We start from the raw sequence: 25,671 nt of genomic DNA, 5'->3' as shown, positions 1-25,671 counted from the left end.
TGAACAAAACCAATTGCCGGGATCTGCTTTGTTTTCAGGAAAATCAGTACATGTATACTGCGTAGTCTTTGATACATCCCGGGGCTCCCTGTTCGGCGCGAGGCAGATATTCGAAGCCTGTAACGGTCTGTTCGGATCCAAGGTCTATCACCATGAGATGAGGCAGAGCTGCCGACTTTTCTGTCTGCCAGTATGTGGACTCCTGCAGGTCGAACACCTTGTCGGCGGTACTGTTACCGCGCGATGTGTCCTCGCTGTCGGCATATTTCACCGTCCATGGCTCGCGACTCAATCGTTTGCCGTCGGCACCAAGAGCATATATTTCGGCTACGGCCGCCACGCTGCTGCCATTGTGCACACTGCGCACATCGAGAGCGAGGTAGCGCCCGCGGGCCGGCGATGCGAACTTTATGCTCTGCCAGCCGTTGGCCGCGGCAAACTGTCCTTTGTGTGCGGGAGTGGCGGAGTTGAGGTCGGGCCGGTCGCCGGGATTGTTGTGCTTGGATGTCTTTTCAAGATTCAGTTTGTCCAGTTCGGGGTGGTCCTGACAGAATGCCGTGGCCTTGCCTTTGGGACCTATTATATCGAGCACCACAACCTCGTTGCGGCCTTTCTTTAGCCAGCATCCCGGCACATATAGCGTCTGCTGCGGGCCGATGCTCCAGAAGCGGCCTATGGCATGGCCGTTGACCCACACCTGGCCCTTGCCGAATGCTTCGGTATTGAGGAATGTGTCGCCCGGCTTTTTCAGAGTGAATTCTCCGCGGAAGTATCCGCCGTTGCTATTGATTGTCTCGCGGAGCTTCACATCGTTGTGGCCTTGGCCCATTTCTTTCTTTATGGCGTTGTAGTCGTCTGCCATGGTCTGGACCAGCCAGTCTTTCAGGTTCCATGTCACTTCGTTACCGTCGATGTCGGCCTGTATGGTAACGTCCCGTGTGATGCCTTTGTAGTCTTTTATGGCACGCCCGAAGTTGATGCGGCCCATAGCCTCCACGAGTATTACGAGCGCATCACCCTTTTTGACGGGAGGCAACAGTATGGTCTTCTCGTTCTTTACCCGGTCTATTTTGCCTATATAGGTGCCGTTGATGAACACTTGGGCAAAATCGTGGCAGTCGTTCAATGTGAGAAGGCTCTTTGACGGTACGTCGGGCAGGGTCGTGGTGTATTTCACCATGCCCCAGCCGGTGTCCATGTCCTCCATTGTCAGCACGTCGCGGCTCTCGCGCTGGACAGTGACGAGGTCATTGAGTGTCATCATACGTTCGAGGCTGAATTCCGGTACGCTTATCAGCGGCATCGGTGCGCGGGGTACAGCCGGCAACTTTCCTTCGGCATACTTCTGCATCACTTTCTGCAGTTCGTAGAATTTTGGCGTGGCCTGGCCGTACTCGTTGATTGGCGCGTCGTAGTCGTAGCTTGTCACGTCGGGTGCGAAACCGGGCGAGTTGGCACCGGCCCAGTGTCCGAATGAAGTTCCGCCGTGTGTCATGTAGAGTGAGAATGATATTCCCTTGGACAGCATCTCGTCAATTCCGGCATTCATTTTGTCGGCAGGACGTGTCTCGTGGCGTGCTCCCCACTTGTCAAACCAGCCGCTCCAAAATTCCGAGCACATCAGCGGTGACGTGGGGCGCAGCTCCTTGAGGCGCTTGAACTGGCTGTCGATGTCTGCTCCGGTGCCGAAGTTCATCGTCCATGTCAGGTCGTCGAGGCCGTTCTTTGTGAAGTTGCTTGCCCAGTCGCATTGGAACAATAGCGGGAGTTCAGTCTTCTCGCATTTCTTATCCTTGCACTCCGTTTTTCTGCACGTAGAAAACGCTTCGCGCACAATATCCCTTATTTCGCTCACGTATGCCTTGTCCTCACCATACGAGCCGTATTCATTTTCCACCTGAACCATGATGACAGGGCCTCCGCGCTGTATGGTGAGCGGAGCCAGTTGTTCGGCAACCTTATTCTCGAATATCCGTACACGCTCCATGAAGTAAGGGTCTTGCTCGCGCAGCCGTATGTCTTTTTTCTTCAGGAGCCACCACGGCAGTCCGCCCATTTCCCATTCGGCGCATACGTATGGGCCGGGGCGCACGATGACGTACATGCCGTTTTTCTGTGCCAGACGGCAGAACTCGGCCACATCGTTCTGGCCTGTGAAGTCGAACTGTCCTTCGCGTTGCTCATGTATGTTCCAGAACACGTAGAGGCATACGGTGTTCATGCCGAGTGCCTTGCACATCCTGATACGGTGCTCCCAGTAAGGTCGCGGTATGCGCGGATAGTGCAGTTCGGCTGCTTTCACCACGAACGGTTTGCCGTTGAGCATGAATGTTTTTTCACCCGTTGTAAATGTTCCACCGTTCTTTTCTGCGGATTGGATGGGCACTGATGCGGCAAGCAGCAAGGCCGCCAGTGTCAGTCTTTTGAGATTCTTTGTTGATAACATATTTATAGTATTGTTGTATGTGGGTTTATGAGTATATTCTTGTTAGTATGTCTTATGGTTCTGCTGGCAAAGGTACAAAAAAATGCAGAATATCAATCTATTATTCATTGCAAAAAGAAGAGCGAGAATAGTGTATGGCAGGTAAGTTGTGTAGCTTTTATGGATATGCCTCGGAAAGGTTACACATTTATAATCGTGTGCATCCTAACATACGTTAAAGTAACGTTCTTTCGCAATTTGTTAAATCGTGAATGATCTTTATTTTATTCGTCACATAGCAGTAGGGACAGAGTTTGTTTCTTTCCACTACCATTCAAACAATATCTTGCAGTCTGTCTCAAACATGTGGTTAGTGAATACAGGTACTGCGTCTTCGCCTTTATATTTTGCAACGGCATAGTCTCTGATGTGCTCTATTCTCATCGGCATGGTGAGGTGGAATGTCAGTTCGCTGTATTTTTCGGTCGGCTCTGTGGTGAATTTTAGAATATATTTTGTCTTAACCCATGCGCCGTTGATTAAGCGTTCCTGTAGGTTCTCAGGTATTTTTTCACCGAAACGACAGGCCAATGCCGGGTTCTCAATGCCCACGGGCATACATGGTGTATGATGCCTGTCTATGAAGTGGCCAATCAGATTTGTACCCGGTGCCTCGCCCCACAGTGTTTTGTCGCAGACTATGGTCACATCGCCATTGATATATGCTGAAAAGTAATCGGGCCACCAGGTGACAGCGTGTTTTATGCACTCTTTGTAATCTTCATACATGAATAGTGTCTTTTCCTCCTGATACTTGTTTTCCAACTTGCTGATGGCTGTCCACTCTTCCAGGTCATCTGTATTATAGACCCATGCGTTGGTATTGGGCATCAGGATAAATTCGGCATCGGAATAGTTTGTGAGGGTTTTCGTCCTTTTATAGTAGTCATACCACGTCTCACCGGTTCCTCCGTTTGGTGGTACGCAATACAAGCCTATATCCGAAATTCGGCCTCCCTCCAATATATATGGTCTGAAAGGTGGCGGCTCAGAATTACCCCAGACGGAATCTGTATTTTCGTCATCCCCGCACGAATTTAAGCTGAGCACACAGAGGGCGCAAAGCAATGTTGATAGAATACTTTTCATAGCGTATTGTTATTTAATTGATTACTTGAAAATTATAAATCATTTGTCCCAATCACCGGTTAAGGTGAATCTTTCATCTTTGAAACAAAAAAAGACTTTCCCCATTCCCCGTATAGGTATGTTTTCAGGGATGGGGAAAGTCTTTTTTTTATTCAGCTTGCAGTGTTGTTACCGCAAAACTTGTGTGGTCTTTGTCGCCATCTTATTAATCATTCTGTGATTTGTCACGGCATGTGATTTCAGTCTTTGTTCAAACTTAGTAGCGGTTGCCATACTCTTAGCCTTGGCTTTTACGCTGTTTGCCGCGTTTGGCAGAACGAGTTTGAATGCTCCGTTCATGCCTCCATAATATCCGTTTGTACCGAGGTATGTGACGCCTTGATAATTAACTCCATTCTGTGATGTTACCATTGGAAGCGTGACGACACCGTTCTGCAATGTTCCGAATACTTCAGGAAGTTGATTCTTTACCATGTCGAATCCGTATTGTGCCACATATCCTCCGGCTTCGCTCTCAATGCTAATTTCTCCGTCACCAAAGTCAAGACCTACAGGCTGGTTAATGAAGTAAACGCCAGTGGCATCCTCTGCATGAATCGTAATGTTCTCGTTACCTCCGGCTTCTCCGAATGCGTTGGCAACAGGAGCATAAGCGTTGACAATGCGGTAGAGACCGGGCACGTCGGTACTTTCCTGAATCTCAACTTCGTATGTATATGGTGCTCCTTCTTCGGTATAGAGAGGTACAACAAAATCGTCGGTATAATAGCCGGTTCCAAGCGATGTCCATGGTTCGGCACCTCCTCCGTAATATTCGAATTTGGCAGTGGCGACGGTCTGCACTGCATTATCAGCGATGACTGCGACAACGATTTGCAATTCACCTGTCAGGTCACCTATAGGCAAGGCTATGTTACCGGAGTTGACATCAATGGCTTCTATTTCTCCGGCGGCGATTGCTGTAGCCACTTCGTCCGCATCATCATCGTTTTCAACGACAACCGCTTTTACTGTGTTTGCGTCATTACCAAGAGTCAGATTGCCTATGGCAAATACTTCGCCGGCCGCATTGGTATAGATACCATTGTAGCTCACCTCAGCCGAATAGTCGGCAATCACGCTGCCCGGCAGGGCCACAGCGAAAAGTCCGTTGGCGTTTGACACGAACCAACCGCCTTCCTTATGATCCGCCATAGATATAAGCATAGACTCTGCAGGCATTGTTATAACTCCGTCTTTCAGTGTTCCGAAGTATTCTGGATGCTCATTCTTAATGGCTTCGAGCGTGTTGCCTTTTCCAAGATAGAATGATACCATACTTTGAATGCTCACCTCGCCATAACTCCAATCCATGCCGGTATTGCTTTTTTCTACGTATACATAGTTGGGATCAGTGGCGTCTATTGTGATATAATAGTCCTGCGAGTCATCCCAATCACCGGGTTCGTTGTAAGCATAAGCTTCGCCATAGGCATTCACCATACGGTATTTGCCTTCTTCGATCACATTGCGCTGTATCATTACTTCGCCGATGGGATTATCCACTCCGAAGAAAGTTGTCATGCAGTCTTCGCGGTAGAAGCCCATACCCCAATCCATCCAAGCTGTGGCTCCGGCCTTGAATGTATATGTGGCGGCACCGTATGGAGTGGTAAGTTTCTCATCGGCAATCTGTATGCTCAATTCTTCGTAGTTGCCGTATACTATAGCTGTCGGTTCATAATTTACAGTGATTGTGGTCTCTTTCTCTCCTTTTGCGAATGTCACACTTGTGGGGATGGATAATATGCTGCCTTCTTCCTGTGTAACATTGAGGTTGACGGTGAGTTCCTCCGAGGCGTCAATGCGATTTAGGGGCACATTGAAACTGTTGGCATCTGCTGACAACTCAACTGTGCTTTCCAGTGTATTGCTGAAATACACCTCGGTTCCGCTCACCGATGCCCACCGGTAGTCATCGTCCGACGAACAGGCCGTGAGCATCATCGCCAGCATGGCCATGAACGAAAAATATATCTTATTTATTTTCATCGTTGTTTCTTTTATATTGTTAGATATGTTTTATTTACCCGATGCGAACTGTCCTATGGGTGTCGGGCCTTCAACGGCAACCGACGGGTTCGGGTTGTTGTAGCCGTTGAGCGCGCGGTTTGCGTTGACCTCTGATATAGGTATGCACAGAGTCCAGTTGGGCTTTATGCCCTCACAGTTGATTTTGTACGGATCAGCCGGTGCGTTGGTGCCGTCGTAATTCTGTATCACGTTGGGCTTGAGACGCTTGGCCGATGCGAAAGCGTTGCCTTCGCCCCAAAACTCTATACGCATCTGTGTGAGCACTTCAATCTGGAAGTTGCGCAGATCGGTACCGGTGTAGTTGTAGGCCGGGTCGCGATAGCTCTTCATGAAGTCGTTGAGCAGTGCCACACCTTCGGCCACGCTCTTCGACGCTCCCACAGCCTCGGCCTCGATCAGGTACATCTCCTCTACGCGCAGCACGGGCACGTCCGTTGCACCGCCGATGGAGTAGGTGGAGTTGTTGCCGTTGAGGCAGCGGAACTTCACGGCCATGTAATCGGGCGCATTTTCCACGAAGTCGCGGTCGTGCGATGTCTTATAGTCGTAGTAGGCGAACTTGCCGGGATTGATGAATACGTTCTTGCGGAAGTCTTTGCTACCGATCTTGTCGTAGAGCGACTTGTCGATGCAGGGCATGGTCAGCTCTCCGTATCCCCAAGCTGCCTCCGGCGACATCCATCCCACGAAGTTGGCCAGGTTGCGCATGCTCTCGCCAGAGTAGTTGATGTACCACAGCCATGACGGACATGCCTTGGCAAATCCTGTTGTCGGGTCGGTCCATTCCGTCTCGCTCATCGGCGTGGCTCCCGACGCGTCGATGGCCATTCGGGCATACTTGGCCGCGTTCTCGTAGTCCTTGTCCCACAGATGCACTTTGGCGCGTATGGCGTAGGCGGCGGCCAGTCCCGGCAGACGACGGCTCTTGGCGTCAGTCACCGACAGGCATCCGATGGCCTTGTCGAGGTCGGACAGAATGAACTTCACCATCTCCTCATGGCTCACGCGCGGGTTGTTCTTGGCTATTTCGCCCGTTGTCTCTTCCGTAACGATAGGCACTGTAAGTCCGAGCACTTTCGAGCAGTCCGTATACTTGTTCTCCACCGGTTCGAAAAGCGTCATCAGCATGTAATAGTCGAATGCGCGGGCGGCGTATGCCGAACCCAAGAGTCCTTTCTGCTGGTCGGTGGCCGATTCCAGGTCTACGGCGCCGATGACGTCGTTGGCAGTCTTGACAAACTGATAGAGAGTGAACCAAGGCAGATATGAAAAATAACTTGTCTCTGAAAGTACCGTGCCTTCAAGCGTGTTGTACGCGCGGTAGTGGTCGTAGCCCGGTTCTCCGCCGGGATACATGTCGCCCAGCATCTCTGTCAGGGCAATCATGAACTGCGGATATCCCATATCCGTTTCGTCCACTTGTTCTCCCTTGTATACGAGATATCCCTCGGTCATCTGCGTGGGAATACCGTTCAACGATGCCTCGAGCGCGCTGGAGGATGCTCCCACCTGATCGGTCGTTGCGTAGTCGTCCTCGGGGACGGTCTCGTCTATACAGCTGCTCAGAGACACCGAGGCAGCCAGACATAGCATCGGGAATATGCTTTTATATATATTCTTCATTGTTATCTTCTTTAAATGTCGTTATATGTGTTTAGAATGTAACGGTTGCGCCAACGGAGAATGTTCTGATGGGAGAGTAGAAAGTGCCGTTGGCAGTCTCATTGTAAGACTGGCGCGGGTCGAAGCCTTTGCGTGCCGAGAAGTAGCATACGTTCTCGCACGACAGGTATACGCGCAGTTTCTCTATGTCGATTTTGCTGAGCAGCGACGCCGGCAGTGTGTAGCCGAAGTTGATGTTCTCGATGTTCAGATAGCTTGAGCTGGTGAGGAAGCGTGTCGACATCGAGGCACTGTACTGGTCGTTGTATTGGAAGCGCGGTATGTTGCTGCCGGTGTTCTGCGGAGTCCATGCATCAAGCAGATCTTTGTGGAAGTTTGTTCCCGTGTTGTTGCTCACCGGCGAGCTCATGAAGTCGGCATAAGTAGCGTCATACTGCTTGCCGCCAAGCTGGAACGAGCAGTTCACCGAAAGGTCGAAACCATAGGCCTGGACCGATGTGCCGAAACCTCCGTAGAACTTTGGTACGGTGGTCTCGCCGGTAACATAATAGTCGGCTTCCGATATCTTTGTCGTCGTCTCGCGTCCGGTCCATTTCTGGGTTTTGGTTCCGTCGCCGTTGTCTACCGTCTCATACTTGTTCTTCCACCACATCGACTCGCCGTTCTCGTTCACGCCGGCATAGTCGCGCAGACGCCATGTGTACATCGACTCGCCTTCGGTGATGATGAAGTTTTTGTCCGTGTATCCTTTATATTCGTTGCCCTCAGCGTCGTAGAACGTGTTGGTCTTCTTGTCCTCGTGGAGCATTGTGATGCGGTTCTTGAGCGATGCGATGTTGAAGTTCACGTCCCATGTGAAGTTCTTCTTATTGATGGCGTTGTAGTTCAGCGTCAGCTCGAAGCCCTGGTTGTAGAGGTCGCCAACGTTGTCATAGTAGCTGGCGTAGCCCAACGACGGAGCCACTGTGAATGCGAAGAGCATATCGGTGGTCTTGCGGTGGTAGAATTCCAGTGAACCGCTCAGACGTTTGAACATCTGGAATTCCACTCCGACATTGAAGTTGGTGTTGGTCTCCCATGTGATGTCCTCCGTTCCTTTCGACTTGAACGATGTTCCGATTTCGCCTCCCGAGTTGCTGATGTTGAACTGGTCTGTATAGCGGAAGTTGCCTATGTTGTCGTTACCCTGCGAACCGATGGATGCCTTCACCTTCAGCATGTCGAGCCAGTTCTCGGTGCTTTGCATGAACTTCTCTTTGCTCAGAATCCATGCTGCACCTGCCGACCAGAACGTACCCCAACGGTGGTCGGGGGCAAAGCGTGACGAGGCGTCGCGGCGCAGTGATGCCGAGGCATATATCTTGTTGTCGTAGTCATATTGCAGACGTCCGAAGTAACCCTCGTTGTTGTATCTTTCCATGTACGATCCGGCGCTCTGCTCGTCGAGTATGGCTCCGTTGAGCTCCTTGTTGTCCTGTGAGAACATCTTCGACTTCGCGGCATAGAGCGCATAGTCTTTCGAATCGTAGTACTCGTGTCCGAGCATCAGCTGTGCGGTGTGCTTGTCGCTGAACGTACGTGTGTAGTTGAGCAGCTGCTGAAGATTGTAGTTGTAGTTGCGGTCGTGCTCCTTGTTGACGGTTCCGCCGGTGTTGTCAAATTGTCCGTAGTATGGGTTGTACACGACGGTATGGCGTGTCTCGTCGAGATGGTAAGTGCCGTTGAGCGTCAGCTTCAGGCCCTCGATTATGTCGATGTCGATGAATCCGGTGGCACTTGCCGAGTTGCCTTCACGTTGGTAGGTGTTGAGCAGATTGTCCTGTATAGGGTTGGCGTCGCCGATGAACGGCCGGTTGAGGCCTGCGTTCATGCCGTTGCCGTAGTCAAGCATGGTTATGCCGTTGGCATCGGTCATCACGGCTTTGTTGCCGCCGCGTACGTACAGCGGGTAGATGGGGGCGATACGGTTGGTGAATGCCCATATGTTTGCTGTGGAGACCTCGTTGCCTTCGTTGGTCGTACTCAGTGAGTTGACGTCGTAATGTGCGAACGAGAGGTTGGCGCCTACCTTTAGCCACTTCTTCACCTGGTAGTCGGCGCGCAGTCGTCCTGTGAAGCGTTCAAAGTCGGACTTGGCAGTGATGCCTTCGTTTTTCAGATAGCCGGCCGACGCATAGAATGTTCCGCGGTCGCTGCCGCCGTTTATCGAGAGGTTATACTCCTGACGTGAGCCTGTGCGTGTGCCCTCATCTTCCCAGTCGTCGGGATATATCCAGTATTCCTTCCCGTTCGCATCTGCTGCCATATATCCCAATGTGGCGTTGGGGTTGAGTTTGCCATCGCGTCCTATAATGGTCTGTCCGTCGGGCACTGTCCATATGTTGTAGCCCAGACCGCCGTTTGCGGCTGTCCCGGTCAGTGTGCTGTTGGCTTTCTGCCAAGCCTCGACGTCGCTCATTCCGTCGTTCTTGTATTTGCTTACCAGAGCGCCGTAGTGCATCTCGTAGTACTGTGCCGGATTGCTTATCACGTCGTAGTGTTGCAGGGCGCGCGTGTTCCATCCGTATTTGGCATCGAGAGTAACCTTGGCGTCCTGTCCCTTTTTGGCCTGCTTGGTTGTTATCATGATCACACCGTTGGCTCCGCGTGCTCCGTACAGGGCGTTCGATGCCGCGTCCTTGAGTACGGTCATCGACTCCACATCGCCGGGGTTGATATTGTTCAGGTCGCCACTGTAAGGTGCACCATCCACGATGATAAGAGGGTCGTTCTTGGCATTGATCGAGCTGAATCCGCGGATGCGTATCGTCGGATCCGAACCCGGCTGTCCGCTGTTCTGCGTGAGCTGCACACCGGGTACGGCTCCGGCCAGAGCACTCGTCACGTTGCTCACCTGTGCCTTTTGCAGTTCGTCTGTATTGAGTACGGTCGCCGAGCCGGTAAATGCTGACTTCTTTTGGGTACCGAAAGCCACCACCATCACTTCTTCGAGCTGTGTGTTGTCGTGTTTGAGCACTATTTTCATATTGCCTTTCACTTTGAGTTCTTCCGTCTGCATGCCTACATACGAAACCTTCACAATCTCTTTGCCGCGTGGTGCGGTCAGTGTAAAATTTCCGTTGGCGTCCGTCACGGTTCCAACGTTCGTTCCTACCACCTGTACGGTGGCTCCGATAACCGGCTGTCCGTCGTCCTGCGAGATCACCACGCCGGTGACGGCCGTCTGGGCCAGCGCGGCTCCTGCGGTGAGCAGTAGCGAGGCCAGAAACATAATCAGTCTTCTTTTCATAAACGTTAATTTAAAAATATGATAAATGTTATGTAATGTCGATGTCACCGGGAGGCTGATCCGGCAAAAAACAGAGGAAATGTCTGCCTCGTGGCGCGAGGCAGACAAGTTTCACAATTCGTTTGTATATTAATTACGTTGCAAAATTAATAAAAATATTTTAAAGCATTGATTTGTCCTAAATAAAATGTAAGTAAAATTGTTTATTTGCTGTCTTTTCGATAGATTTCATCCATAAATAGGTATAATTATGCAGTTTATATGGCATATTACTATGTCGCGCTAATTTTCGGAACACTGTCGCGATATATTATTTTGTATGATTTATGGACGCACAAAAGGCGCGGATAGTCATGAAATATACGGATTTGTTATTGTTGTGCAAGTGTTGTGAAGTTGGTACGAGGCCGTTGTACCGTTGGTTCAACGGCCCTGTACTGCTGGTTCAACGGCTTTGTACTGCTGGTTCAACGGCCTTGTACCGGAGTGCGACCGGTGGATATGACACTCTCTATCACCATACGGTTGGCCTGTTCGGTGCTGTTGTCGTCCAATTCGCGGATATATACCATTGTTGTGCGCGGATTGGTATGTCCCATGGCTTTGGATATGACTTTCAAATCTACATCCGATCTGAAAGCTGCGCTTGCCCACGTATGGCGGGCAACATACGATGTCAGGGTAAGTTTTATGCCGGCCATGGCGGCGAGACGTTTCAAGGCACGGTTGTACGTAGACAGGCGGGTGGCATATTCGCGAAGTGCATTTTCCGTCGATACGGAGCGAAGGATGGGAAACACATATTCGTTTGCCGTGTCACTGTGTCGTGATATTATATCGGCCATGCACGGCTCAATGGCCACACAGATACGTTGTCCGGTCTTATGGCGGTAATAGAGTATGTGGCTGCGGGTTATCTGCGATTTTCTGAGAAAAGCGAGGTCGATAAAAGGCATGCCCATGGCATAGAAACTGAAGACAAACATGTCGCGGGCCAGTTCAAGCGGTGTGCCGGGAGTAAGTTTCAGAGACAGCAGGCTGCGGATGTCGGCTATGTCGGCCGATCGCTTGTCGGTGGGCGTCTTGCCGGTGAACACACGGCGGAACGGCCTGGCATCGGCCACGATACCGGCTTCCACGGCTCTGTTGTATATTGTCCGCAGCGAACGCATATAGCATGATACTGTATTGAGACAAATCCCGTGTGAACGGAGCCATGCTTGATATGCTTCGGTCATGTCGGCTGTAATGTCAGCCAGTGTCACATTGTCTCCGGCAAATCTGATGACGGAAGCTACGGCTGTGCGATAGTTGTTAAGTGTGCTGATACTTCTGGACTGTCCCATGAGCAGGGCTTCCCGATTGGTGAAGTTGCTGAGTCTAACTGTGCTTGTCTCTGTAAGGGGTTCGCTGTCTTTTTTCCTGAAGCTCATGCGGAAGTCGAATGAAATCTTGAACATAATAGTCTTTTGTTTTTGGTTTATTATAATAAATAGGTATAAATAATTAGTCTGCCGGATTTCCTGTTTTCTGTATAGGCAGGACATCAACGATTTTTATGTTAAACGGTTTTACGTCATCAACGGTTTTACGTCATCAACGGTTTTACGTCATCAACGGTTTTACGTCATCAACGGTTTTTATGTTAAACAGTTTTATGTTATCAATAGTTTAAAGCTAAATTGACATTTCATGAAATCCTCATCGCCCTGCAAGGGCAGCAAGCGCAGAGCCCGGGGCAGAGCGCAGCGGCACCCCGGGAACAATACACGAACAAGATGTCGCCCTGAAAGGGCAAAAGCGCTAATTATCAATTATATATGTAATTGTTGTGCATGAAATCTATTATGCTTTTGCCCTTTCAGGGCGCGGGGATTTTGGCATACATATTCCCGGGGTGCCGCTGCGCTCTGCCCCGGGCTATGTGCTTGCTGCCCCTGCAGGGCGCACATACACATGGGTATACATTTTTTACCTTTAAAGTCCTACCTTTATTTGAACGTTCTGCCTTTGTTTGAACATCATACTTCTGTTTGAACGTCCTGCCTTTGTTTGAACGTTATACTTTGCGCATCATACATCTTAATACTCATTTCTACAGTCGGAACTCTCCGGTAATTTAATTCTTTAGATAATTCTTCGGACTTATTTTACAGAATGCGTCGAAAGCTGTTCTGATTGTCAAAAACAGCTCCGAGCAAAATCAGATTTTGGCAAAGATACAAAAAATAGTATACCGACGCGCTTGCCTCGCGCCACGAGGCATTCAAACTCGATTAGTAGATAATTCGTATAGCATATAATCTGATAATAATATCAGATGTCTTGAGATATTGATTAGAAAAATCACGTTACAAGCAAGGGGATGCGAAAGTCGCATCCCCTTGCTTGTAACGTGATGTACAGATATCTTTTTCTGTATATGCCGATTGGCTCCTGCTTTACTTGTTGTCGCAGATAAGGTTTTCGCCTGTCATGTCGGCAGGCTGTTCCAGTCCCATGATGTGAAGGATGGATGGTGCCACGTCGGCCAGACGGCCGTTTTTCACTGTTGCCGAGTTGTTGTCGGTGACATATATGAAAGGTACGGGATTGAGCGAATGGGCCGTATTGGGCGTTCCGTCTGCGTTGATGGCATTGTCTGCGTTGCCGTGGTCGGCGATGATGATGGCCTCGTAGCCGTTGGCCTTGGCAGCCTCGATAACCTCGCGCACGCAGTTGTCCACGGCATGCACGGCTTTGGCAATGGCGTTGTATACACCGGTGTGGCCTACCATGTCGCCGTTGGCGAAGTTCACCACGATGAAGTCGTACTCCTGAGTGTTTATGGCACCCACCAGCTTGTCTTTCACCTCATATGCGCTCATTTCGGGTTTCAAGTCGTATGTGGCCACTTTGGGTGACGGCACGAGTATGCGGTCTTCGCCCTCGAACGGGGTTTCGCGTCCGCCGTTGAAGAAGAATGTCACGTGGGCATACTTCTCCGTTTCCGCTGTGTGGAGCTGGCGTTTGCCCTGCGAGCTGAGATATTCGCCCAAAGTGTTCTCCACGTTCTCCTTGGGGAAGAGGATGTGCACACCGGTGAACGAAGCGTCGTATGGTGTCATGCAGTAGTATTGCAGGCCGGCAATGGTCTTCATTCCCTCGTCGGGCATGTCTTGCTGTGTGAGTACTTGTGTGAGTTCCTTTGCGCGGTCGTTGCGGTAGTTGAAGAATATCACCGCATCGCCTTCGCAGATGGTTCCGTCGACAGTGGCGTTGGCGATGGGTTTGATGAACTCGTCAGTCACGCCCTCGGCATAGCTCTGCTCTACGGCGGCTGCCATGTCATCGGCCTTGGTCCCTTCTCCGTTGACAATCAGGTCGTAGGCCGTCTTCACGCGGTCCCAGCGTTTGTCGCGGTCCATGGCGTAGAAGCGTCCGACGATGCTGGCTATGTGCGCTCCGTTCTTTGCGCATGTCTCGGTAAGTTCCTTTATGAACCCGGCTCCGCTCTTCGGGTCGGTGTCGCGGCCGTCCATGAAACAGTGTACGTAGGTCTCCTTTAGTCCGTATTCGCCTGCTATTTCGATGAGCTTGTTCAGGTGGTCGAGCGACGAGTGTACGCCGCCGTTGCTCGTAAGGCCCATCAGGTGCAGTTTCTTGCCGTTGTCGCGGGCGTAGGTGTAGGCTCTTGTTATCTCAGGATTGTTCATGATGGAACCGTCGTTGCATGCACGGTTTATCTTGACAAGGTCCTGATATACCACGCGGCCTGCACCGATGTTGAGGTGTCCCACCTCAGAATTGCCCATTTGTCCGTCGGGCAGTCCGACGTTTTCGCCTGACGCTTCGAGCTGTGAGTGTGCGCTGACAGCCGTGAGATAGTCGAGATACGGTGTCGGCGTGTTGTATATCACGTCGCCGCAACCATGTTTTCCGATGCCCCATCCGTCGAGGATCATCAGTAGCGCTTTTTTTGCCATAGTCTTATTGTTATATTTTTTAATGATAATGAATATTCACGATACAAAATCAATAATATAAAATGAGTGAATAGTATTTTGACACACCCTCATTCTTAATCTTTTTTCCTGAATTTCTCCGCCTGGCTTCTGATGAGTTCGGTGTCGTCGAAATAGTTTATCTGCATGGCGCGACGAACTTCGTCCATAGTCTGTGCCGCTGTTTCGCGTGCCTGTTCCGTTCCTTTTTTCAGTATGTTGTATATTTCGGGAATGTCCTGCTCGAACTCATGTCGGCGTTGGCGCATGGGCTCGAGGAAGTTGTTGAGGATGGTGTTGAGGAACTTCTTGCATTTCATGTCGCCCAGTCCTCCGCGGCGGTAGTGGTCTTTCAGTTCGTCAAGATTACGGTATTCAGGCCAAAGGGCGGCAAAGTCGTCATCGGTGCTGAAAGCGTCGAGATAGGTGAATACAGCGTTGCCCTCAACCTTGCCGGGGTCGTCCACCCGCAGATGGTCGGGGTCGGTGAACATCGAGCGCACTTTTTGCCATACCTCGTCAGCCGAGTCGCTCAGATAGATGCAGTTGCCAAGGCTTTTGCTCATCTTCTCCTTGCCGTCCGTTCCGGGCAGACGCCGCGCGGTGGTGTTTTCGGGCAGCATTATGTTTGGCTCTACGAGCACTTCTGCGTATGTCTGGTTGAAGCGTCTCACCAACTCGCGTGTCACTTCGAGCATGGGCTCCTGATCCTCGCCGGCCGGTACGGTGGTGGCCTTGAACAGGGTTATGTCGGCGGCCTGGCTCACGGGATAGCAGAAGAATCCCAATGGGATGTTGGCCTCGAAGTTGCGCATCTTTATCTCCGTCTTCACCGTGGGATTGCGCTGTACGCGCGACACTGTGATGAGATTCATAAGATATGTGGTCAGTTCGGCCAATTCCGGTATCTGGCTCTGTACGAATAGTGTGCACTTGTCGGGATTGAGACCAGCTGCCAGATAGTCGAGTGCCACCTCAATGAGGTTCTGGCGTATCTTTTCGGGGTTGTCGGCGTTGTCGGTGAGAGCCTGTACGTCGGCCATGAATACGAACATCTTGTCGTAGTCGCCCTCGTTCTGCAGCTGCACGCGGCGGCGCAGCGAGCCCACGTAGTGGCCCAAATGGAGTTTTCCGGTGGGGCGGTCACCGGTAAGAATTACTTTTCCCATTTATATGTCTTTTATATAGGTATGTGTGAAATTGCCGCAAAGATACGAAAAAAATATGTAATCGGGCAATATTCATATTACTCTTTAGCTTATTCCAACTTGATATATTTTACAATAAGTTGGTCAACAAAATTAAATTATATCATTCTCCGGACAGAACGTGCCCTGACAGAACGCGCCCCAACGGGGCAGCAAGCACATAGCCCGGGGCAGAGCGCAGCGGCACCCCGGGAACCGACATCGACAATCCCCGCGCCCGGCAAGGGCAAAAGCATAAAAAATATATGGGATATAAAAATGTAATTATCTGATAATTAATGCTTTTGCCCTTTTAGGGCGAATAGGATAATTGAACATGACACCCGGGGTGCCGCTACGCTCTGCCCCGGGCTATGTGCTTGCTGCCTTTTCAAGGCGCATCCATCCTATATCCGGAGGATGATATAGTTTAATTTTGTTGACCAACTTATATTTCATCGTTGTAAAGTGGTGTCGTGGTCTTGTTGACAACGCAGCGGGCGATGTCCATCTTATTGGCATGAATTTTGTAGGTTCTTGTTATACGTCTTATTTGTATATATCTTTATTTGGCTATGCTTTTTGACAATCAAAACAAAAACGTTGGCGCCCTGTATCTCACTTTGAGGGATAACAGGTGGCTCTTCTTTCCCATATTTCTAATTCTGTCCTTTTCTTTTTCGGTGCATGCCGCCCCCAAACCGTGGGACAACGGGCGGCTGAGGGTGTCGGACAACGGGCGCTTCCTGCAGTTTGCCAACGGACGGCCGTTCTTTTGGCTCGGCGATACAGGATGGCTCTTGCCCGAACGGCTCGACCGTGACGAGGCGGACTACTATCTGAAACGTTGTGCCGAAGCAGGATATAATGTCGTGCAGGTGCAGACCATCAATGCCGTGCCGGCCATCAATGCTTACGGGCAGATGTCTATGACCGACGGATGGGATTTCTCTGACATCGACCGCAGAGGCGTATACGGATATTGGGACCACATGGACTATATCGTAGACTGTGCCGCGGAGCATGGCATATATATAGGTATGGTATGTATATGGGGCGGACTGGTCAAAGGCGGCCGGATGGACGTGGAGCAGGCACGGAGCTATGGGCGCTTTCTGGCCGGACGATATAAGGACAAGAAGAATATAGTGTGGATAATAGGAGGTGACATACAGGGCGATGTGCACACCGAGGTGTGGGACGCACTGGCCGCGACGATAAAAAGCATAGACCGCAACCATCTGATGACGTTCCACCCGCGCGGCCGGACTACGTCGGCCCGATGGTTCAACGACCGCGAGTGGCTCGACTTCAACATGTTCCAGAGCGGCCACAGGCGCTATGGGCAGCGTATGGGAAACAAAGATTATCCAATACCCGACGGCACAGAGGAGGACTCGTGGATGTATGTGGACTCGGCGTGGAGTTATCGTCCGCTTAAGCCGGTGCTCGACGGTGAGCCGAGTTACGAGGGCATACCGCAGGGGCTGCACGACGGAAGCGAACCGAGATGGACAGCTCTCGACGTGCGGCGCTATGCCTATTGGTCGGTGTTTGCCGGCTCGTGCGGGCATACCTACGGCAACAATTCGATAATGCAGTTTGTGCGTCCGGGGGTGTCCGGGGCATATTTTGCCGACGGTGACCGCAAGCCATGGTATAGGGCACTTGACGACCCTGGTTTCGGGCAGATGCGCTATCTTCGGCTGTTGATGCTCTTGTTTCCTTACTTTGATCGTGTACCAGACCAGAGCATACTGACAGATAACGGTAAACGCTATGAACGTCTTATTGCCACACGTGGCACCGACTATCTGCTTGTGTACAATCATACGGGACGCGAAATGCGTATCGACCTTGACAAGATAAGCGGTGAGAGAAAGAACGTGTGGTGGATGGACCCTACCGACGGCCGTCTTACATATCTGGGGCAGTATGACAGCCGTAGGGTCACATTTCGTTATCACGTCGAGGGGAGCGGAGTATCCGACGGAGTGCTAATCGCCATTGACTCGTCCAAGAACTATATAGGTGTAGGCCGGGCGAAAATTGACGACACAGGACATGCCGAATGTATAAAAACAGACTTGACGGAATGACACAGACGTTATAAACGGAAGTATCTATACCGATGTTTTTTACGTTTACACCGCTTTTCAGACCGAATATTCACAATCTTTTTCATTTGTTTGATATTTTATGGGTTTTTCTTTTGCAGATTAATTACAAATCGCTATCTTTGTAATGTTATCCGGAAGGATTATCAATGATGCGACCGGAACATTTGCAGGTAAAAGAACGTTACGAATGCCCATGGCGTATAAAAGAATTGCTTTGTATGCCGGCACGAAGTATAATCTCCACGTGAAATTCCTGTATCTTATGCAAAAACTATTTTAACGGCCGATAATTTGGGGATTGTGAGGCAATAAAAAATCAAATCTATGAAAAAGATTTTTCTTTCGTTGTGCATTGCACTCGTAAGCGTTTGCTCCTACGCTCAACAGGGCACTACTGCAGCCGGTGTTTACGGTGCGTTCGGTTCGGAAAACTCTAACTTCGGTCTCGGTGCCAAAGTTCAGTATGGTATTCTCGATGCTCTGCGTGCAGAGGCTTCATTCGATTACTTCTTCAAGAAGGATTATCTGACGAACATGAATGCCAGTCTTAATGTTCACTATCTGATTCCTATTTCAGAGAAGTTCCGTGTTTATCCTCTCGCCGGTGTTTCTTATATTTATTGGAAGGCTGATTATGAAGGAGCTGTAGATGATGCTTTGGGTGGCTATGGCGATCTTATTCCTGATGAAATGAAAGATGAGTTGTATGGTGACGTTGACGACAGCGAGAGCAAGATAGGTTTCAATCTTGGTGCCGGTGTTGAGTATGACCTGACAGACAAGCTCTCTATCTTTGCAGAGGGACGTTATCAGTTTGTAAGCGATTTCGATCAGGCTGTTATAGGTGTGGGTCTTACTTATAAGTTCTGATTATATAGTTTTAAAACATATGAATAGTGAGGGTGTGCGTAAGGCATGCTCTCACTTTTTTTGTCTCAGAATCAGTGGTGAGGATGACAATGAACGGGGTAGAGGATTTTTTTCAGGTGCGTGATGGAGGAATCGGCCATCCAGGATTTGGATAATTGGGAATAAATAGTTAATTTTGCGAGATATAGAGTTTGTTATCCGTTGGCGATGAAGCTATTGCCGTATGGATACAATATTTTGGCATTGACTTTATTATTAATCATATACGAATACGATAATGAATGTAAAGATAGAAGAGTCGTGGCGGAAGCATGTCGGCAGCGAATTTGACAAACCTTATTTTGCCGAACTTACAACGTTTGTACGTTCGGAGTATTCGGCCGGAACATGTTATCCTCCCGGTCCGTTGATATTCAACGCCTTCAATCTGTGCCCGTTTGACCGGGTGAAAGTGGTGATAATAGGTCAAGACCCGTATCATGAGCCGGGACAGGCCCATGGGTTGAGTTTCTCGGTGAACGACGGGGTGATGTTTCCGCCGTCACTTGTCAATATTTTCAAGGAGATAGAGCTTGACCTTGGTACACCTATGCCACAGTCGGGCAATCTGACGAGATGGGCCGAACAGGGCGTGTTGCTGCTCAACGCTACGCTCACGGTCAGGGCCCGTCAGGCCGCGAGCCATCAGCGTCGGGGCTGGGAGGTGTTTACCGATGCTGTCATACGTGCGCTGTCGGCCGGCCGCGATCATTTGGTGTTCATTCTTTGGGGAGGATATGCACGCAGCAAAGCACCGCTGATAGATGCCTCCCGGCATCTTATACTCCAGTCGGTGCATCCATCACCGTTGTCGGCCAACCGTGGAGGATGGTTTGGCAACCATCATTTCTCGCGGGCCAACAGCTATCTGCGGGAGCATGGTATAGATGAAATCAGGTGGTGATTCTTTTTTATGGTGTTTGATGTTGCAGATATTGTCTGCTGTCTTCAGAAAAGAGCCGGATATAATAGAGTGGAATAAAAAATGAATGGAATGTTTTCGATAATACAGGTCGGTGATGTTCTTGTGTCGTCCGAAGTACTGACGGAACGCTTTTGCTGCGACCTTGAAGCGTGCCATGGAGAGTGTTGCGTCGAGGGAGATGACGGCGCACCGGTTACTCTCGACGAGGTGGCTGCCATAGAAGATGCACTCGACGAGGTGTGGCCGGAACTGTCGGCCTCGGCTCAGGCTGTGATAGACCGCCAGGGGGTGGCCTATACAGATGTCGAAGGAACGCTTGTGACGAGCATTGTGGGCGGAAAGGATTGTGCGTTCACATGCCACGATGGCGGTTGCTGTCTGTGTGTGCTGGAGCGTGCATGGCGTGCAGGTCGCATAAGGTTCTGCAAACCCATCAGTTGTGCGCTATATCCCATACGTGAGGTTCAGATGAGCAACGGCACAATAGGACTGAACTACCACCGGTGGGACGTATGCCGTGAAGCGGTGAGGAAAGGACGGGAGATAGACCTGCCGGTATATAAGTTTCTGCGTGGCCCGCTGGAGCGTCGTTTTGGTGCGGAGTGGTATGCCGAACTGGAGGAAACAGCCCGGGAGTTGAAGGAGCAGGGAGTTATAAAGTAGAAGCCTCTTTATCAATGAATAATCAGGGGATTCAGAACCGATTGGCCTGAATCCCCTGTTTTATATTACAATGCGATCGATTGTTATTTCATCTTTCTGAACGAAGCCTTTTCTTTGTTTCCGGTTTCGGGTAGTATGGTATTGTTGAAACCGGTCATGGCCTTGAATGATGCGACCTGTTGCGTCTTATGCGGTTTGGCTGACGGTGCGGATATTGTCTTGTTGTCGAAAATACTCCACTCCGTCTCTGTGTCCGGCCAGAAGTTTATGCGGGTCAATGTGGTGGCCTCATCGTTCTTGGCCATTAATGCCTAATGCATACATGATGTAGTCATCTTCTTCAGGTACGGGCCATCCGCCTTCATATCCGTCGGCGAGACTTTCCGGCGAGAAAATACCGGCATAGGCATACAATGTGAATTCGAAACCATATTTGTTGATGAATGACTCCAACGTGGTTTTTGTGCTATACATGGTGTATACCTTGGTTATCTCACTGCTGATATTGAAACTGAACATGGCCTCACCTCTCTCATTAAGCCCGTTATAGGCAACGCCGAGCGTACCTGTGGAACGGTCTGCTGTCTGTGTGGTGACGGTGGCGTATGTGAAGTCATCACCCAGATCATTCGTCATCGTGTTAAGATCTGCAACGAGAATGATATAGGTCTGTCCGGCTGTTATATTGATTGTTTCGTCTCCGATCCGACCACCGTCATAGACCTTGTAGGAGTCTGTTCCGGCGGCAAAGAAGCCGTTGTATAATTGGTTTTTAAGCAGGTTGTTCACAATTTCAGGATCGGTGTTATCCATGTTTGTGCCGTAATACGACATTAAAGTGATGTCGACAAGCGTCTTTTCCAAAAAGGAGTGTATGTATTGCTTGTTTGGCGACAGTGTCTTGATGGTGTATGTGAAACTGTTCTTGGTTACTTCATCTATATTGATGTTGAAGGCGCTTTCCGTCACACCTTCAGGCAGGCTGAACGACACATAGTCGACGTCGTCTACGTTGTATTTGGCCACCACTTGGTTGCCTTTGATGAGGTACATGTTCTCCTGTGCCATGCTTATGTCGGCCATTCCGGCCACAAGCATCATCGCTAAAAGTATTCTTTTTATCATTTCAGTCGGTTGTTTGTTTCTTATTTAGTTCGATGTTTGTTTCTTGATGAATTTCTGTGTCATGCCGTCCACTTTGACGATGTATGTTCCGGCGTGCAGATTTGAAATGCCGATGATGGCGCGTCCGTCAGAACATACGGATTTGACAATGCTCCGTCCGGCAGTGTTGTAAAGGCTGACATTGGCTTTTGGGGAAGCTCCTGTTATGGTGATGTTTTCACCTGTAACAGTCAGGGTGATGTCGCCGTCATGTCTCACTCTGTTGCAGATGCCTGACGTGGTGCCGTTGAGCCAGATTCCATTGATGTCGCTCTTTTTGTGTTTCTTTGTGGCTCCGTTTTTGGAAACGACATTGATGTCATCGTTTCCGATTTCGATTCTTTCCACATCCGACATGCTCATTACGTGGTCGCTACCGTCAAGGTAGAGCACGTTGATGCTTCTGCCGCCGTTCTGGGCCATGGCCGCCATGCTTGTTCCGGCGAGCAGCAGTATCAGCAGTGTGTACTTCTTCCTCATGTTTGATTTAGTAGGGTATGGTTCTGCCTGTTATACTATATTCAATGAAAGGCCGCAGGTACCAGAACCATTTTAAGTGCCTGCGGCCAATATTGCTTCCAAGTGAAATATTGTGTCTGCCGGACTTATCCGGTGATGTTTGACAATTGCCGGTTGTCATCCGGATTCCGGCCGCTGTGGGCCTATGCAGGCATCAGGCCGTCTGTGTGGCATTCGTTCAGAAGACGTCTTACAATTTCGGAAATCGTCTTTCCGTCAGCCTTTCCTGCCATCTGCTTGTTGGCCGCGCCCATTACCTTGCCCATGTCCTTGACGCTTTGTGCGCCGGTTTGTGCTATGATGTCGCGCACGGCGGCTTCAATCTCCGCCTCGCTCATTGGTTGGGGCAGATATTTCTCGATTACGGTCACCTGTGCCAGTTCCGCGTCGGCAAGGTCCTGGCGGTTCTGGCTTGTGTAGAGTGTTGCCACGTCGCGTCCCTGCTTGGCCAGTTTCTGCAGTATTTTCAGGGCAGCACCGTCGGTCAGTTCGCCGTCGGAACCGGGTGCCGTCTTTGCCTCGAGGAATACTTTCTTTATGTTTCGCAGTGCCTCAAGTGCAACCTTGTCCTTGGCTTTCATTGCCGCAACTATGTCTTTGCTTATTTGATCGAATAGTGTCATGATGTTTTATTTTGTATTTGTCTGTGATCAAGTATTGTATACAATGTTTGTACGGGTTGTCGCCGGTGTCTTGTTCACGCCTGCCGGGGCCTTATGAGAACTTTATCGTTCCCTGTATTGCTTCGGCCGTATCGTCGGCAGCCGGCGTGCTTGTCATGTCCTCGCCGCTTGCCTGGCTGTGTATGCTGTCGAGAATCTCACGTGTCCGTTTGTATGTCGGGGTGGATTCTACGGCCGATATCACGTCGTCATTGTCGAGATCCTCGGGCCGGAAAAGATATATGTGCGGGCGGCGCTTGTATTTCTTTGTGTCATTGTCGTTGCCGTAGTAACGTCCGCGGCGCTCCTGCCGCTGCGCTTCCTTTTCCTGTGCCTCGGCTATGCGGTTGGCTTCTTCCTGTGTGTGTTTCTTCATACGTTCCTGCATGCCGTCGACATTGCGTATGCCGAAGCCTGTGGCGAGTATTGTCACCTTTACTTTCTTGCCAAGTTCGGGATCGATGGCCACACCCCATTTTATCTCGAAGTCGCCGAACTTGTCCATAAAATCGTGCACGTAGTTCATCTCCTCCATCATGAAGTTGTCTTTTCCGTCTCGTTCCTCGTTGAAAGCGATTGACAGCAGAATCTTCTTGGAGTTGAACACGTCGTTGTCGTTGAGCAGCGGTGAGTTGAGAGCATCGTCAATGGCTTTCTTCACACGGTCCTCGCCTTCGCCGTAACCGGTCGACATGATGGCTACGCCACCATCCTGCAGCACCGTCTTGACATCGTTGAAGTCGAGGTTGATGACTCCGTGCACGGTGATAATCTCGGCTATCGACTTGGCAGCCACGCTCAGTGTGTCGTCAGCCTTGCCGAAGGCTGCCATGAGCGACAGGTCGGGATAAATTTCGCGCAGACGTTCGTTGTTGATTACGAGCAGCGCATCGACATGCTTTGACATCTCTTCCACACCGTCAAGGGCCTGGTCAATCTTTTTGGCACCTTCGAAGCGGAAAGGGATGGTGACTATGCCTACGGTCAGTATGCCCATCTCTTTCGATACACGGGCTATCACAGGAGCTGCTCCCGTGCCTGTGCCACCGCCCATTCCAGCGGTGATGAAAGCCATTCGTGTGCCGTCGTTGAGCATGCTCTTTATGTCTTCGATACTTTCCTCGGCGGCTTCACGTGCCTTGGCCGGTTTGTTCCCTGCTCCCAGTCCTTCCTTGCCCAATTGCAGGTGCATGGGCACCGGAGAATCGTTTAGTGCCTGTGCATCGGTGTTGCAGAGCACGAACGACACGTCGTGTATGCCTTCACGGTACATGTGGTTTACGGCGTTGCCTCCTCCGCCTCCGACACCTATTACCTTTATTATGCTGTGCTCTTTCTCGGGTGCGCCGAAATCTACTAAATCATGTATATTGTTATTGTCTGGCATATCTGTTTCGTATTAAATGATGTGTGACATTGATTGCTTGTTTCCTTTTTTGTGGGTAGCCCAGGGCTTGTGCCTGTCTGTCCGGGGCATGTCTTCCCGTTGACGGACAGTGGTTATTCCGGCTCTGTAAGTTTGTTGGCTGTCTTCTTGAACCACTTCAGGGCCTTGTTGAGCGGACTGTTTGCCTTTCGTTCTTCCTCGAGGCGTCTCTGCTCTTCTTCTTCTTTTTCGCGGGCCACACGCTCCTCTTCCTCTCTCTTGCGGCGTGCCTCTTCCTTTGCAGCCTGCTTCTCGGCTTCTGTCAGAACCACGCTTTCCGGTTTTTCCGACGGTTGCCTCGGGGCTTTGGGGCCCGGATCGTTCGCTACAGGGCGGTCTTCCTGGTTGCCTCCGAACAGGTCGTTGGGGTCCACCTCCTCACCGGCGCAGTTGATGTCACCCTTTGCCAGCAGTCCGAGTACGGTGTTCATGGTGCCGTTCTTGGCATTGATGTCGCTGTTGGTCGACGTGATGGAGTGTGTGACAAACTTTGCCGTGCGTATCTTGTCTATGTGCGTATGGTTGACAAAGGCCTTTTCGATGTTCTTCATGTTCGAGCCGCCTCCGGTGAGTATGATGCCGCCGAGCAGCTTGTCGTAGTAGTCGGACGGTATCTGGCACCAGACATTCTCTATGATTTCTTCCAGCCGCCCTTCGACAATCTCTATAAACTTGCGGCTTTCCACCTGTCTTTCAGTATCGATGGGCAGTCTCATGGTGTTGTCGATTTCGCTGTTGTCGGTATAGGCGCAGGCGTACTTCAGCTTCATCCTCTCGGCGTCGCTTTCTTCCATCTGCAGCGAGGCTATGTCTTTGGTGATATTTCCCGACCCGAGCGGAATCACGGCCAGATGGCGCAGCAGGTTTTTGCTGTAGACGGACACTGTGGTCGTGTCGGCACCGATGTCCACTAACGCGCATCCCGAGCGTTTCTCGGCCTCGGTGAGCACGCTGTCGGCCAAAGCCAGCGGAGCGAGATACATCTCGGCTACGTTTATCCGTGCTGTCTCGAAACATTTGTTGAGATTCTTGTAGAACGTCTTGCGTTCCAGGATATTGAGGAAGTTGCCTTCGATGTGGCTGCACTGTATGCCTACGGGGTCTATTTGTGTCTGTGAATCCACTTTGTATTCCTGCGTGGCTACGTCAAGGATTTCCTGGTCGGGATACCTCCAGTTGCTGTTCACGTCCATCAGGTTGATCACCACCTCCTGTGTCACCTTTGTGTCAGACGGCAGGTCGCGGGCTATCACATTCTTTACGCTACGTATCGACTGACCGCCCACTCCGACATAGACCTGTGTGATTTTTGTCTTCAGTTGGGCTGTCAGCTTGTTTACTATATTGGTGAGGCACAGGGCGGTCTTGTCTATGTTGTACACCACCCCTTTGCGGATAAACGACGAAGAGTCCTCACGGACCACTGCAAGCACGTTGATGCTGCCGTCAAGGTTTTTTCTTCCGGCAATACCGGTCATCTTTGATGAACCGAGTTCAATAGCTACTATAAAATCCTTTGCTGCCATCTTATTTTCTTAAATCTTTTGTTTTTCT

The 25,671-nt window shown here is 50.4% G+C and carries 18 protein-coding genes; 4 read left to right on the top strand and 14 right to left on the bottom strand.

Going from position 1 to position 25,671, the window contains the following annotated elements; genetic code table 11:
• Nucleotides 1–43: 43 nt before the first annotated feature.
• The 8 genes from HPS55_RS08835 to trpS form a co-directional block, all read right to left on the bottom strand.
• Nucleotides 44–2,446, bottom strand: a complete 2,403-nt coding sequence (locus HPS55_RS08835; protein WP_172174927.1) for a beta-galactosidase — start codon at nt 2,444–2,446, stop codon at nt 44–46.
• A 306-nt stretch (nt 2,447–2,752) separates the two neighbouring features.
• Complete coding sequence (locus tag HPS55_RS08830) at nt 2,753–3,574, bottom strand: hypothetical protein (protein ID WP_172174930.1); 822 nt, start codon at nt 3,572–3,574, stop codon at nt 2,753–2,755.
• Nucleotides 3,575–3,742: 168 nt separating this feature from the next.
• Nucleotides 3,743–5,605, bottom strand: a complete 1,863-nt coding sequence (locus HPS55_RS08825) for a hypothetical protein (RefSeq protein WP_172324913.1) — start codon at nt 5,603–5,605, stop codon at nt 3,743–3,745.
• Between the two features lie 30 nt (nt 5,606–5,635).
• Nucleotides 5,636–7,270, bottom strand: coding sequence for a RagB/SusD family nutrient uptake outer membrane protein (locus HPS55_RS08820; protein WP_172323460.1), 1,635 nt, complete (start codon nt 7,268–7,270; stop codon nt 5,636–5,638).
• A 31-nt stretch (nt 7,271–7,301) separates the two neighbouring features.
• Nucleotides 7,302–10,559 (bottom strand): SusC/RagA family TonB-linked outer membrane protein, encoded by a 3,258-nt coding sequence (locus HPS55_RS08815; protein WP_172324911.1) that lies wholly within the window; start codon nt 10,557–10,559, stop codon nt 7,302–7,304.
• 467 nt (nt 10,560–11,026) lie between these two features.
• Complete coding sequence (locus HPS55_RS08810; protein ID WP_172174942.1) at nt 11,027–12,019, bottom strand: tyrosine-type recombinase/integrase; 993 nt, start codon at nt 12,017–12,019, stop codon at nt 11,027–11,029.
• A 981-nt stretch (nt 12,020–13,000) separates the two neighbouring features.
• Entirely contained in the window at nt 13,001–14,524 is a 1,524-nt protein-coding gene (gene gpmI / locus HPS55_RS08805; protein WP_172174945.1) for a 2,3-bisphosphoglycerate-independent phosphoglycerate mutase, read from the bottom strand.
• A gap of 95 nt (nt 14,525–14,619) precedes the next feature.
• Complete coding sequence (gene trpS, locus HPS55_RS08800) at nt 14,620–15,711, bottom strand: tryptophan--tRNA ligase (RefSeq protein ID WP_172174948.1); 1,092 nt, start codon at nt 15,709–15,711, stop codon at nt 14,620–14,622.
• 593 nt (nt 15,712–16,304) lie between these two features.
• On the opposite strand from trpS, the gene HPS55_RS08795 reads away from it, so the two are divergent.
• The 4 genes from HPS55_RS08795 (at nt 16,305) to HPS55_RS08780 (ending at nt 20,346) form a co-directional block, all read left to right on the top strand.
• Nucleotides 16,305–17,828: a glycoside hydrolase family 140 protein gene (locus HPS55_RS08795; RefSeq protein WP_172174951.1), complete on the top strand. Its 1,524-nt coding sequence runs from the start codon at nt 16,305–16,307 to the stop codon at nt 17,826–17,828.
• Nucleotides 17,829–18,173: 345 nt separating this feature from the next.
• On the top strand, nt 18,174–18,719 hold the full coding sequence (locus HPS55_RS08790) for an outer membrane protein (RefSeq protein WP_172174954.1): 546 nt from the start codon (nt 18,174–18,176) through the stop codon (nt 18,717–18,719).
• A 277-nt stretch (nt 18,720–18,996) separates the two neighbouring features.
• Nucleotides 18,997–19,662: a uracil-DNA glycosylase gene (ung, locus tag HPS55_RS08785; protein ID WP_172174957.1), complete on the top strand. Its 666-nt coding sequence runs from the start codon at nt 18,997–18,999 to the stop codon at nt 19,660–19,662.
• Nucleotides 19,663–19,752: 90 nt separating this feature from the next.
• The gene (locus HPS55_RS08780; protein ID WP_410543862.1) at nt 19,753–20,346 is read left to right on the top strand and encodes a DUF3109 family protein; all 594 of its coding nucleotides are present in this window, start codon (nt 19,753–19,755) and stop codon (nt 20,344–20,346) included.
• A gap of 83 nt (nt 20,347–20,429) precedes the next feature.
• Here the strand turns inward: HPS55_RS08780 and HPS55_RS08775 are convergent, their stop codons facing one another.
• The 6 genes from HPS55_RS08775 to ftsA form a co-directional block, all read right to left on the bottom strand.
• Nucleotides 20,430–20,651, bottom strand: coding sequence for a hypothetical protein (locus HPS55_RS08775; RefSeq protein WP_172324909.1), 222 nt, complete (start codon nt 20,649–20,651; stop codon nt 20,430–20,432).
• Nucleotides 20,635–21,471 carry a hypothetical protein gene (locus HPS55_RS08770; protein WP_172324907.1) on the bottom strand — a complete coding sequence of 279 codons (837 nt, stop codon included), beginning with the start codon at nt 21,469–21,471 and terminating at the stop codon, nt 20,635–20,637. Before HPS55_RS08770 ends, HPS55_RS08775 begins: the two co-directional genes overlap by 17 nt.
• A 24-nt stretch (nt 21,472–21,495) precedes the next feature.
• Nucleotides 21,496–21,990: a T9SS type A sorting domain-containing protein gene (locus HPS55_RS08765; RefSeq protein WP_172174966.1), complete on the bottom strand. Its 495-nt coding sequence runs from the start codon at nt 21,988–21,990 to the stop codon at nt 21,496–21,498.
• Between the two features lie 182 nt (nt 21,991–22,172).
• Nucleotides 22,173–22,652 (bottom strand): GatB/YqeY domain-containing protein, encoded by a 480-nt coding sequence (locus HPS55_RS08760; protein WP_172174969.1) that lies wholly within the window; start codon nt 22,650–22,652, stop codon nt 22,173–22,175.
• 91 nt (nt 22,653–22,743) lie between these two features.
• Nucleotides 22,744–24,078, bottom strand: coding sequence for a cell division protein FtsZ (gene ftsZ / locus HPS55_RS08755; RefSeq protein WP_172174972.1), 1,335 nt, complete (start codon nt 24,076–24,078; stop codon nt 22,744–22,746).
• Between the two features lie 113 nt (nt 24,079–24,191).
• On the bottom strand, nt 24,192–25,643 hold the full coding sequence (ftsA, locus tag HPS55_RS08750; RefSeq protein ID WP_172174975.1) for a cell division protein FtsA: 1,452 nt from the start codon (nt 25,641–25,643) through the stop codon (nt 24,192–24,194).
• Nucleotides 25,644–25,671: the final 28 nt, after the last annotated feature.

This window comes from Xylanibacter rodentium (assembly GCF_013166575.1).
In the GTDB taxonomy this organism is placed as follows: domain Bacteria; phylum Bacteroidota; class Bacteroidia; order Bacteroidales; family Bacteroidaceae; genus Prevotella; species Prevotella rodentium.
This window is presented reverse-complemented; position numbering and strand designations above follow the sequence as displayed.